The 12,394-nt window shown below is 74.7% G+C and carries 8 protein-coding genes; 2 read left to right on the forward strand and 6 right to left on the reverse strand.

Features of this window, described 5'->3' with window-relative positions:
- Positions 1-1,416 carry a DUF6297 family protein gene (locus O7625_RS24110; RefSeq protein WP_282341764.1) on the forward strand — a complete coding sequence of 472 codons (1,416 nt, stop codon included), beginning with the start codon at positions 1-3 and terminating at the stop codon, positions 1,414-1,416.
- Between the two features lie 51 nt (positions 1,417-1,467).
- Here the strand turns inward: O7625_RS24110 and O7625_RS24115 are convergent, their stop codons facing one another.
- The 5 genes from O7625_RS24115 to O7625_RS24135 form a co-directional block, all read right to left on the reverse strand.
- The gene (locus O7625_RS24115; protein WP_348773968.1) at positions 1,468-3,105 is read right to left on the reverse strand and encodes a hypothetical protein; all 1,638 of its coding nucleotides are present in this window, start codon (positions 3,103-3,105) and stop codon (positions 1,468-1,470) included.
- A gap of 194 nt (positions 3,106-3,299) precedes the next feature.
- Positions 3,300-4,811 carry a PQQ-dependent sugar dehydrogenase gene (locus O7625_RS24120; RefSeq protein ID WP_282341765.1) on the reverse strand — a complete coding sequence of 504 codons (1,512 nt, stop codon included), beginning with the start codon at positions 4,809-4,811 and terminating at the stop codon, positions 3,300-3,302.
- Between the two features lie 84 nt (positions 4,812-4,895).
- Positions 4,896-5,435: a flavin reductase family protein gene (locus O7625_RS24125; RefSeq protein WP_282341766.1), complete on the reverse strand. Its 540-nt coding sequence runs from the start codon at positions 5,433-5,435 to the stop codon at positions 4,896-4,898.
- Positions 5,436-5,750: 315 nt separating this feature from the next.
- On the reverse strand, positions 5,751-8,831 hold the full coding sequence (locus O7625_RS24130; protein ID WP_282341768.1) for a VWD domain-containing protein: 3,081 nt from the start codon (positions 8,829-8,831) through the stop codon (positions 5,751-5,753).
- Positions 8,832-8,981: 150 nt separating this feature from the next.
- A complete protein-coding gene (locus tag O7625_RS24135) occupies positions 8,982-9,812 on the reverse strand; it encodes an alpha/beta hydrolase (RefSeq protein ID WP_282341770.1) in 831 nt (276 codons plus the stop codon).
- A gap of 95 nt (positions 9,813-9,907) precedes the next feature.
- On the opposite strand from O7625_RS24135, the gene O7625_RS24140 reads away from it, so the two are divergent.
- A complete protein-coding gene (locus O7625_RS24140) occupies positions 9,908-10,924 on the forward strand; it encodes a sigma-70 family RNA polymerase sigma factor (protein ID WP_282341771.1) in 1,017 nt (338 codons plus the stop codon).
- A 52-nt stretch (positions 10,925-10,976) separates the two neighbouring features.
- Here the strand turns inward: O7625_RS24140 and O7625_RS24145 are convergent, their stop codons facing one another.
- Positions 10,977-12,314 (reverse strand): glycoside hydrolase family 43 protein, encoded by a 1,338-nt coding sequence (locus O7625_RS24145; RefSeq protein ID WP_282341773.1) that lies wholly within the window; start codon positions 12,312-12,314, stop codon positions 10,977-10,979.
- Positions 12,315-12,394 lie beyond the last annotated feature (80 nt).

Below are 12,394 nucleotides of genomic sequence, written 5' to 3' on the forward strand. Positions count from 1 at the left end.
GTGACCTCGATCCGGATCTCCCCGCCGCCGGTGGTCGCGCCCACCCCCCGGCACCTGCGTGCCCGGCTGCGGCAGGCCCGCCGCCGACACCATCCGGGTTCGCTGGGCGAGGTGCTCACCGACGCCTACGTGCTGGTCCTCTTCGTCGCCCTGTACGGCTGGTTCGCGGTCGCCGCGATCCGCGACCACCTGGTGACCCCGCAGGTCACCCGGACCGAGCCGGGCGACCGGTACTGGATCGCCGTCGCCGCCGTGACGGCGGGCGCCGGGCTCGCCTGGTGGGGACTGCGGCTGATCGGACCCCTGCTGGTCACCCCCGCCACCCAGGCCTGGCTGGTCAGCTCTCCGGTGGACCGCCGGGCGTGGCTGCTCCCCCGGTTCGCCGGGCTGGCCGGCGGGAGCATCGTCGGTGCCGGGCTGCTGGCGGTCGCGGCGGCCTTCGCCGGGGGCGCCGACCACCCCGCCGACCTGGGCTGGGCGGCGCTGGCCGGGGTCACCTGCGGGGCCACCGCGACCGGGTGGGCGGTCGTCGCCCAGAGCGCCCGCGCCACGCCCCGCTGGGCGGGACTGCCCGCCGTCGGCCTGCCCGCCGTCGCCGCCACGATCGCGGTGCTGGTGGTGCTCGGGCACCCCGCCGGCTGGTCGCTGCCGGTGCCGCCGGTGCCGCTCACCGCCGTCGTCGGGCTGGCGCTGCTGCCGGTCGCGGTGGCGTCGACCGTCCGCGCGCTCCGCCGGCTCGGGCGGGTGGACCGGGCGGCGCTGACCACCGGGGCACAGTTCGCCAACGCCGCCACGACCGCCGCGGTGCTGCTGGATCCGTCGCTGCTCGCCGCGCTGGTGGAGGGCCGCCGGTGGCGCTCGGTCGGGCTGGTGCGCGGTCGACGGTTCCGCGCCGGTGGCCGGTTCCCGGTGCTGCTCCAGGCGGAGGTACGCCGGTTGTCGCGCCGCCGGGGCGCCCTGGTCGGCTGGGCCGGGGCGCTGCTGACCATGTACGCCGTCGCGGTGGCACTGCCGTCGATCGCCGGTCCCGCGCACGTGGTCCTGGCGTACCTGGCGACCGGTCGGCTGACCGGCGGGCTCCGGGCCGTCAGCCGCTCCCCGGGCCTGCGGCGGTCCCTCGGCGGTGCCGACGCGGTGCTGCGGCTGGCGCACCTCGTGGTGCCGGCGGTCGGTGCCACGCTCTGGTACCTGGCCACCCTGCCCGCCCTGCGGCCGGTCCCCGTTCCGCTCGACGCGGTGCTGCTGCCCGGGGTCGTGGCGGCGGCCTGCTGGGCCGGCACCCGCCCACCCATGCGGTACGGCGGGGCGATGGTCAACACCCCGTTCGCGATGGTGCCGGTCGACCTGGTCCGTCAGGTGTCGCGCGGCCCGGACCTGGTGGCCGTGCTGGTGGTCGTCCAGCTGCTGTGGGGCTGACGTCGCCGGTCGGGCCGGCGGGCGACGGGCCGGGCCGGTCCGGACGGCCGGTCAGTCGGGTGGCAGGCAGACCTTCCCGGTGAACGCCGGGTCGGGTTGCCGGTTACCCGCCCAGGCCGGGTTCGCCGCGATCGGCAGCGGCGGTGCCTGCCAGCCGGCGGCGAAGCTCTGGAGCAGCGGGTACTCGGCCCGGGTCTGGGCGATCGGTTTGCCGAGCAGGAAATCGATCAACCGGTCCTGGACCAGCCGGCGGTCCAGCAGGCCGCCGTGCACGCCGGGGATCTGGAAGACCGGGATGCGGCTGTACTCGCCCGGGGGTGCCTCGGTGGCGGTCGCGGTGGGCAGGAAGGCGACGATCCGGACGCCCGGCACCGGGCACATCAGCTGGTTGCGGTAGAACGGGGCGTCGTCGAGCAGGGAGCGGATGAACGGCTCGTCCGGCCCGCCGCCGACCTCGGCCAGCCCGAAGATGAGCCGCAGCTGCCACCCGGTGACCACCCCCCAGCCCTGCGCGTGGTGCGGAGGCGGGTAGTAGGCCCGGCCAGCGTAGATCAACGGGCTGAACATGACGAGGATGTCGACCGCGGGATCGGGCCGGCGGGCGAGGTAGGTGCGGGCCACCATCGCCCCCTCGCTCTCCCCGATCAGCGCCACCCGCCGCCCGGTGCGCCGGTGCAGCCCGTCCACCTGCCGGGCGAGCAGCGACACGCTGTCCGCCATCGATCTGGTGGTGTCCGCCGACCGGTACGCCAGCGGCCTGCCGTCGGGGTCGAGCCCCCGGTAGGAGAACCGCTGCACCCGGGGATCGGACGGCTGCTCGCCGCCGTAGTCGGAGCCGTAGCCGGTGAGCACGATCACCGCGTGGGTCACCTGGGACGGCAGCGGTCGTTCCAGCACCGCCGTCCTGATCCACTGTTCGTTGCCCGGGACCAGCTCGGTCACCGGGGGGATGGCCAGCGGCACGGCGACCGCCAGCAGCGCCGCCAGCGGGGTCACCGGCACCCGTGCCCAGCGCAGCCGCGACGGCAGCAGCGCCGCCCGGACCGTCCGGCTCCACAGCAGCCCGTTGATCGTCCCGGCCACCCCGGCCACCGGCACCGTCCACCAGCCGGGCGTACGCCAGCACAGGGCACCGGCCAGGGTGAGCACCACGAAGTTCAACAGCGACCAGCCCACCAGCGAGATCGACGGCAGCCCCCGCCACCAGTGCTCCACCACGGCCACCCGTTGCAGGAACGGCGCGAGCAGGAACATCGGCAGCAGCGACGCCAGCAGCACCCAGGACAGCGCCACCACCGACGCCGCGACCGAGATCGCCGCCCACGGCGCGACGAACACGCCGACCAGCACACCGAGCGCGACGTTACGCCGCAGCAGCCACCCCAGCGACGGCCGGGGCACCCCGGCCGGCCAGGCCAGCACCACCAGGCCGGTGGTGAACAGGCCCCGGGCGACCAGCACGTACCCCAGCCAGAGCACGAACCCCCACCACGTGCGGTGGTAGACGTAGAGCCACCGCAGATCGTGGTACGTGTCGTAGGGCCACAAGGCGGTGACCTGCGGCGGAACCCCCTCGGCGGCCCGGAATCCGAGGGCGACCAGCACGGTGGCCTCGATCATCGGCATCAGGCCGGTCAGCAGCAGCAGCCCGGCGAACCTCCGGTTCACGACCACCCCGTTCCGCCGCACCGTGCACGATCACCTCCCTCGCAGGCTCCACCGGAACAGGGGCCGGCGTCGGCGAATCCGGTACATTGCCCCGGTTCGACCGACGCCGGCCCCCTCTCCCGGCAGCGTGCTCACCCGGTCCCGGCCGCGCGGTGGGAGCGATGGCTCGGCGGACGGCGGCCGACCGGTGGTGGTGCCCGGCCGGCCGCGTCGCGTCACTGGGCCAGGCAGGCGCCCCCGTTGAACTGGAACGCGGCGGGGCGCGGGTTACCGGACCCGAAGGTGCCCTGGACGCCGAAGCTGACCGTGCCGTTCTGCGGCACCGTGCCGTTCCAGCTGGCGTTGCGGGCGGTGACGGCGGCACCCGACTGGGTGACCTGCGCGTTCCAGGCGTTGGTGATCCGCTGGTCGGCGGCGAACGTCCAGGTCAGGGTCCAGCCGGTCACCGGGGTGCCCAGGTTGGTGATCGACACTTCGGCGGTGAAGCCGCCGCTCCACTGGTTGGGCTGCCAGCCGACCCGGCACGAGACCGGCGGCGGGGTGGTGGTGGGCGGGGGCGTCGTCGGCGGCGGTGTGGTGGTCGGGGGCGGCGTCGTCGGAGGCGGCGTGGTGGGGGGCGGCGTGGTGTCCCGTGGGGGGAAGCGCAGGATCCGGTCGTCGGTCGCCGCCGGGGTGCCCCGTCCGTCCCGGTTGCTGGTGGTGACCCAGAGCCAGCCGTCCGGCCCGTACTCGACGGTCCGCAGGCGTCCGTAGACGCCGGTCAGCTCGGCGGTCGGGGTGCCGACCCCACCGGTCCCGGTGAGCGGCACGGTCCACAGCCGGGTGCCGCGCAGGGCGGCGACGAAGAGCCGGTTGCCGGCGATCGCCGCGCCGCTCGGGGAGGCCTCCGCGGTCGACCACACCACCAGCGGGTCACGGAACCGGGGGTCGTTGCCCCGGCCCTCGACGGTGGGCCAGCCGTAGTTGCCGCCGGCCACGATGAGGTTGACCTCGTCCCAGGTGTTCTGCCCGAACTCGGCGGCGTGCAGCCGCCCCTGGGCGTCCCAGGCCAGGCCCTGCACGTTGCGGTGGCCGAGGCTGTAGACCAGGGAGCCGGCCGTCGGGTTGTCCGATGGCACCGACCCGTCCGGCCGCATCCGGAGGATCTTCCCGTTGCGGCTCTGCGGGTTCTGCGCGTTGGCCGTCTGCCCGGCGTCACCGACTCCGGCGTAGAGCATCCCGTCGGGGCCGAAGGCGATCCGTCCACCGTTGTGGGTGCTGGCCCGGGCCAGCCCGGTGAGGACCGGCTCCTGGTTCTGGGGCGCGGTGAGCCGGAAGCGGACGATCCGGTTGTCCGTGGCGGTGGTGAGATAGACGTAGACGTAGCCGTCCTGGGCGTACCCCGGGGAGACCGCGAGGCCGAGCAGCCCGCCCTCGCCGGTGGCGTTCACGCCGGTGATCTGGGCCACCTGCTCGGGTGCCTGGCCGGGTCGGACCCGGAGCACCTGGCCGGAGTTGCGCAGCGCCGTGAGGGCGCTGCCGTCGGGCAGGAAGTCCATCCCCCAGGGGACGGTCAGGCCGCTGGCCACCACCTGCGGGCGGGTGAAGTCGAAGTCGCCGACGGCCAGGGCGGCGGCCACCCCCGGTGTCGGTGCGGCCGGTGCGGCCCCGGCGAGCGTCGCGGTGCCGAGGCCGGCCACGGCGAGACCCGCCACGACCGTCGCCGCCACCATCGGACGGAGTCTCACGTCGGGCACCTCCAGCTCATTGAACGATTTTCGTCAATATAGCTGGTACCGGTGCACCCGCCTCCGGGAGCGGCCCGCCGGTGGTCACGCGGCGGAACGGCGGGAGGCCCCCTCCGGCACACCGGCCAGGCCGGCGTACCGGCCCCGGTGGTAGAGCAGCGGCGACCCGGCCCCGGGGTGCCGGATCAGCTCCGGCTCGGCCAGCACGATCGCGTGGTCCCCGACGGTCACCCGCTCGACCACCCGGCAGAGCAGCCAGGCCAGGGTGTCGTCGAGGATCGGCACCCCCTCCGGCCCGACCCGCCACCGGGTCGGTGCGGCGAACCGGTCGATGCCGCTGGTGGCGAAGGTGCGAGCCAGCTCCTGCTGGTGGCCGGCGAGCAGGTGCACCGCCAGGTGCCGGGTCCGGGACATGGTGGCCCAGCTCGACGCGCCGAGGTTCAGGCAGAACGACACGATCGGCGGGGTCAGCGACACCGAGGTGAACGAGGTGGCGGTGAAGCCGACCGCCGGCGCGCCGGGCGCGGTGATCACCGTGACGGTGCTGGCCTGGTGCCGCAGCACCGTACGCAGCGTGTCCGCGTCGGCCTCGACCGGCGGTGGGAGAGCGTCGGGCACGGTCATCTCACGGGCCTCCTGCGGGCGGATCGGACGGCACGGCCGTTCAGACGGTGGTGGTGGGTCCGGGACAGCGGTGCGCGGCGACCCGCATCAGGTCGACGACCGGCAGGAGGTGGAGCGCCTGACGAGCAGCATGGATGGATTTTCCTATCCCCGGGATAGGACTTCAAGCCCCGCGGGGACGCCGGTGCCGGCCAGCCGTCGTCCCCCGGTCGTCCGCCGTACCGGCCCGGTCGACCCGACGGTGGCACGATCTCCGCCACCCGGACCACTCGTACCCCTGCCACCTGCGGCGACGATCCGTCGGCCGGCAACGGGTCACCGCCGCAGGGTGAGGGTGACCGTGCCGGTGGCCGCCCCCGACGGGTCCACCACGACGGTGTAGACACCGCTGTCCGGCAGGACCGTCGCTCCGATGCCACCGACGCCGTCGACCACACAGCCGGACCCGAGCACCGCACCCCCGGCGTCGCGCAGCTCCAGCGGAGAGCACTGGTCGGGCAGGGTGGCGCCGGTGGCCGTCACGGTCACCGACGTGCCGGCCGTACCGGTGAACCGGTAGCTCCGCACCGCGCCGGGCCGGTCGAGCGCCGCGACGACCGGCGGGCCGTCGACGGTGATCGCGCCGACCTGGTCGCGGGTGGCGAACAGCCGCAGCGCGACCGTGCCGACGGTACGGTCCACCGGATCCACCAGCACCGTGTACGTGCCGTCGGCGGGCAGGACCGTGCCGTCCACGTCGCCGCTGCCGTTGACGACACAGCCGCTGCCCAGCCGCGTTCCCTGCGGGCCGAGCAGCTCCAGCGGGGAGCACTGGTCCGGCAGGGTGCTCTCCGGCACCTCGACGAAGACCCGCTGACCGGCGACCCCGGTGAACCGGTACCGGGCCCGGCCGCCCGGATCGACGATCGCCGCGGAGACCGCCGGCGCGTCCGGGCGCAGCGTACCGGTGACGTCCCGGGCCAGGTAGACCCGCACGGCGGCCCGCCCGGTACCGTCGGCGGCGTCGTCGAGGGCCACCGTGTACGTGCCGTCGACGGTGAGGTCGGTGCGGTCGATGTGACCACGGCCGGCGACCTGGCAGCCGCTGGCCAGCTCGGTGCCGGTCGGGTCGAACAGCCGGTACGGGGAACACCCGTCGGCCAGGCCGGGCGCGGTGACGTCGACGAAGACGGCGTCGCCGGCCCGGCCGGGGAAGGCCAGCGGGCTACCGCCCGGGATCAGCGTCCCGGTGGCGACCGGGGTCGCGGCGATCGGCGCGGCGGCCGGTGGGGCGATCCGTTCGGTGCCGACGCCGCTGACCGCGAACTCGGGGCGGCCGGTCACCCCGACGTCGAGGACGCACTTGGCGAGCTGCCACGGGTCGGTGATGCCGGCCCACCGGCACACCTGCTCGGCCTGACTCCGCCGCGCCGGATCCAGGTCGGCCACGCTCACCGCCTCCGCCGGGAAGGCGCGGTCGGTGAACGAGGCGGTGTCCCGGCCGTCGGGGTAGCTGAACAGGGAGGTGTCCCGGGTGACCCGCCAGCCGTCCGCGTACGACGGGTGGAGCTTGTCGAACGGCACCGGTTGGGCCAGCGGGGCGCCGGCGGGGGTGGCGACGTCGTCGGTCGGGTCGCCGTCGAAGTCGCCGAGCAGCCCTCGCACCTTCCCGGCCCGGCCCGGGGCGAGCTTCGCCAGCACCCGGTAGCCGTACGGGCCGATCTGGTCGACGGCGACGGCGGAGCCGTCGGGCCAGCCCAGGTCGTACCCGTCGGCCTCCCCGGTGTCGGAGCCACGGCGGGTGAGCGTGCCGCCGCCGGGCAGTGGGGTGCGCCCCGGGGCCGGCACCAGGACGGCGTCGTCGACGCGTACCTCGGTGTCGCCGTCGACCAGGGTGAGGGCGACCCGGTGCGCGCCGATCCGGACGGCGACCGCCGTGTTGACCGACACCGTCCGTGAGTCCCCCATCGGGCTCTGCCGGGCCTGGACCGTGAGGGGTTCCCCCGCCGTCGAGTCGACCAGCACGAACTCGCCGACGGCCTGGAAGTCGTAGTAGTGCCGGTCGAAGGTCACCAGGTGCGGGTCGCCGTTGCTGCCGCCGCAGTCCGCCCCGTCCTCGCAGAGCTTGACCGGCCCCTTCGGCGGTGGGGTCTTCTTCGCCGGCTTCCTGCACTCGTCGAAGCTCTTGGGCAGAGTCTTGCCGTCGTACTCGGTGCGCGGCGGCAGGCCCTTGGCCGCCCGGTACCTGTTCTCCGCCAGGGTCGCCTTGACCTCGGCCGCCTTGATCCCGGTGCCCCCGCAGTCCCCCTTCGGCACGCTGTCACGGGAGATGTCGTCGGAGTGGTTCAGCTCGTGGTAGAGCGCCGCGCAGGGATCCCGGGCGACGCCGTCGCCGTACGGCTCGACCGAGGTCGGGTTCCAGGTCACCGTGGACGAGCCCTTGCCGTCCTTGCTGTCCGGGGTCTCGAAGGAGCCGGAGCCGCCGGGGGTGGGGATGATCCGTACCCGGGGTGTCGTGGCGTCCTTGAGCCGGGGCAGGATGCCCGCCGGGTCACCGCCGGCCGCCGCGAACCCCTGGAGGCAGCCGTCCACGGCGGCCTGGAAGTCGACGCCGCTGACCGGCACCCCGGCGGTGGGGTCGACCTGGTAGTCGGCCCGGGCCGGTCGGCCGGTGCCGCCGACGACGGTCCCGACGCCGACGAGCACCAGGGCCACCGTGGCGGCGGCCGGGCGGCGGCGACCACGCAGCAGCAGCGCCGCCGACGCCCCGACGACCAGCACCAGCAGCGCACCGCCGAGCAGCCAGGGCCACCGCCGCTGAGGCACCGGGGTGCCGTCGCCGACGGTGAAGCTGACGGTCCGCAGTCCCGTCGCCCCCGTGCAGGGGTCGTCGAGCCCGGTCACCGGCAGGGTCGTGTAGCCCGCCGTCACCTCGTAGCGTCCGGGTACGCCGACCGGCCAGCGGGTGTCCAGCCCGCCGCCGTCGGGGGTCGCCGCCACCGACCGCAGCACCACGGTACCGGCGTCGTCGCCGTCGTGCGTCCGGATGCCGACCAGCGACACGGTCGCCGTCCCCCCGGGTGCCACGGTCGCCGTGCCGGCGGTGGCGGCAGCCGCGATGCCGTCGCCGTAGAAGCTGCGGCCGAGGGCCGGGACCAGTTCGTGTCCGTCCCGGCGGACCGAGGTCACCCGCACCGTTCCGTCGGCGACCGTGGCCAGCGCGCAGGTCGCGCCGGTGGCGTTGCTCACCGTCAGCGTCAGGCGGATCTGCTCGCCCGGCAGGTACCGGGGCGCGGCGGTCCGCAGCTCCAGCCCGAGGCCCGTACCGGCCGGCCCGGCGTGGGCCGGGGCCGGCCCCGACGCCAGGGCCGCCACGAGGACGACGAGCCCAGCGCCGAGTCGCACGATCACCGTCATGGCCGGCACTCTAGGACCGGGGTTCCCGGAATCCCCCGCGACTGTCGCGGATCGGTCGCCGCCGCGCCGGCCGGAATCCGGTGGACGGCCGTCGCCCGTTCCCGACGGCCGTCCACCGGATGTCGACGCCTGGCCGCCGGCTTCCGACGGTTATCCGGTGACGACCTCGCGCAGCCGGGCGGCGAAGCCGGCCGGGTCGTCGGCGAAGCCCAGGTGCCCGCCGGGGAACATGGTGGGCGGCACCCCCAGCGCGGCGGCCAGCGCCCGGGAACTGCGGTCGCACAGCTCCCCGGCCGAATCCGCGCCGAGGCCGACCAGCACCCGGGTCGGGCCGTCACGCAGCGCGGCGACGTCCGGCTCGTAGCGGGTCGTGCCCTGCAGGGTGTGCAGGTACTGGTAGCGCTCGTCGGCGGCGTCCTGCGGGTCGGGCGTGGCGGCGAACATCCCCTGGATCACCTCCTCCGGCATGGTGATGTTGGCGTTGGCGAGGAACAGGCGCCACGCGCCCAGCCGGTCCCCGCGCCGGTAGGTGGCGACCATCTCGTCCTCCCGGGCGAGGAGTTCGGCCCGGTCGTCGAGCAGGAGCAGCAACGGCGGTTCGTGCGCGATCACGGTGTGCGCCGCCTGCGGGTGGTGCTGGGCCAAGGCCAGCACGGTGACCGCGCCACCGCTGGAGCCGAGCACCGTCGCTGGTCCGGCGTCCAGGTGGGCGAGCAGCCGGGCCAGGTCGTCGGCGCGCAGCACGGGCGTGGAGTCCTGCTCGGGGTCGTGCAGCCGGCTGTGGCGGATGCCCCGCGGGTCGGTGGTGAGCACGGTGTGGTCGGTGGCGAGCAGGTCGGCCAGGGGGCCGAAGGCCCGCGCGTCCATCGGGGCGGCGACCAGCGCCACCAGCGGACCGCTGCCGCGTACCTCGAAGTACAGCGTCCCGTCCGGGACGTCGAGGGTGGCGGTGGTCACTGGCATCGTGGCGGGACTGCTCATCTCGGGGTCCTCCGGGTGTCCAGGTGTGGTGCTTACCCAGTACAGACTCTCCGCGAGCTGCGGAATCGTCGGCCGGGCGGATTATTCTCGCCGGCATGCCGACCGACGACCACCACGTGACGCTGACCCGCGCCCGGGGCGGGGACGACGCCGCGTTCTCCGCGCTGGTCGGGCCGCTGCGGGCGGAGCTGCACGCGCACTGCTACCGGATGCTCGGCTCACCGTTCGACGCCGACGACGCGGTGCAGGAGGCGCTGCTGCGGGCCTGGCGGGCACTGCCCCGGTTCGAGGGGCGCAGTTCGCTGCGGACCTGGCTCTACACCGTGGCCACCCGGACCTGCCTGGACCTGGCCGCCAGCCGGGGTCGGCGGGCGTTGCCGGTCGACCTGGGGCCGGCCAGCGCGCACGCCGTGCCGGACAGCGCCGCCGCCGGGCACGTCCGGTGGCTCGGGCCGTACCCGGATGCCGCCGTGGCCGCCGGCCCGGCCGCCCCGGACGTCCGGTACGAGCAGCGGGAGGCCGTCGAGCTGGCGTTCGTCGCCGCGCTGCAACACCTGCCCGGCAACCAGCGCGCCGCTCTGCTGCTGTTCGACGTGCTCGGATTCAGCGCCGCCGAGATCGCCGCCATGATGGGCACCTCCGCCGCCTCGGTCAACTCGGCGCTGGCGCGGGCCCGCCGGGTCGTCGCCGACCGGGTGCCGGCCCACAGCCAGCAGCGGACCCTGCGGGCGCTCGGCGACACCCGGCTCCGGGCGGTCGCCGCCGGCTATGCCACCGCGCTGGAGAACGGCGACGCCGACGCCCTGGTCGCCCTGCTCACCGAGGACGTCACCTGGGCGATGCCGCCGCTGCCGCACTGGTACGCCGGGCTCGACGCGGTGCTCGACTTCGCGCGGGCGATGCCGTTGGGCAGCTGCGGCGGGTGGCGGCACGTCCCGGTGGCGGCCAACGGCCAACCGGCGGTGGCCAACTACCTGCGCGCGGGCGACAGCGGCCCGTACCTGCCCTGGTCGATCACGGTGCTGACGGTGCGTGACGGGCGGATCGCCCAGCTCACGTCGTTCCTCGACGGCGCGTTGTTCCCGGCGTTCGGCCTGCCCGCCACCCGCTGACGGCGGGTCGGCCGGCGGTCGCACCACCACCGCCGGCCGACCCTCGGCCTGATCAGGCCAGCGGCGTGGTGAGGGTGTACGAGGCGTCCCCGGCGAAGGTGCTGCCGGCGGCGTACGGGTCGACCCGCAGCACGTAGTCGTAGTGCCGCAGGTAGCGGCCCGGGTGGTTCCACGACTCGAAGGAGTAGCTGCCGCCGCCGGCCAGCCCGGTGCGGCTGCAGAAGGTGGCGTCCCCGGCGAAGACGGCGCTGCCGTCGTTGCCGGCGAGCCGGATCGAGAAGTCCCAGTGCCGCAGGTAGGAGCCGTTGACCGCGCGGAACGAGTAGCAGGAGGCGTTGGCGAGCCCGGGGACGATCTGGAAGGTGGCGTCCTGCCGGTCGGCGAGTGGGCTGCCACTGCCCAGCACGTCGATGCGGGCGACGTTGTCGCGGTGGCGGACGTACCGGTCGGGGAAGTTCGCCGAGCGCAGCGAGCGGTTGCCGGTGGGCGGGGCGGAGTTGTCGCCGACGCTCTCCCGCAGCACGGTGAAGTGCCGCACCGTGCCGGACAGCCCGGCCAGTTCGGTCTTGCCGGTGAAGCCGTACAGGTCGCTGCTGTCGGCGGAGTAGTAGCGGCCGGCGCCGTACTGGTCGAAGTAGATGCGCCAGCGGTTGTCGGGGAGCCGGACCAGGGCGGGGCCTTCCAGGCCGGCGCCCCAGCCGGCCCAGTTGCCGGTGCCGACCCAGCTCCACGGGCCGGTCAGCGCGGTGGCGGTGGCATGCTCGATGTACTTGGTGGTCTCGTTCTTCATGAAGTTGTGATAGGTGTTGCCGACCTTGACGATGAAGCTGTCGATGTGGTTGGTGCCGATGCCGTTGAGCGCGGCCGGGGCGCTCCACGCCGACAGCGCGGAGTTCGTCGCGGTGATCCGGTACGGCTGGAACTGCCCGGCGGTGCCGGTCTGGGACACCGAGACCACGATGTGCACGCTGCCGTCGCTGTCGACGAACCACTCGGGTGCCCAGGTGCTGCCGTTGGCGGGGGCGACGCCGATGGTGACGTTGCGTTGGAACGTCCAGCTCAGGTAGTCGCTGCTGCGGGCGACGCCGATGGTGTTGCCGGTCCAGCCGGTGGTGTAGACGAGGTAGTAGTAGCCGTCGGTGTGCCGGATGACGCTGGGGTCGCGGACCAGCCCGGAGGGCGGGGTGTAGGCGTTGGCCCGCTGGAGGGTGAACCGGGTGGCGTCGGCCGAGTCGTAGACGTACATGTTGGACTCGCTGCTGTTGGTGAACGCGGTCATCAGGTAGTGCGGGACCGGCCCGGCGGCGTTGGCCCGCGCGGGTACGGCCACCAGCAGGCCACCGAGCACGCAGAGCACCGCCGCCAGAGCGGCGTGGCGGAGACGTCCCATCGACACACCCTTCCATAGATCGATGTACGTCATTCTGCCCTGTTGCCGGGGCTTTTCGTAGGTGTTGCGGGCCGCGCCCC

This window comes from Micromonospora sp. WMMD714, assembly GCF_029581315.1.
Taxonomy (GTDB): domain Bacteria; phylum Actinomycetota; class Actinomycetes; order Mycobacteriales; family Micromonosporaceae; genus Micromonospora; species Micromonospora rifamycinica.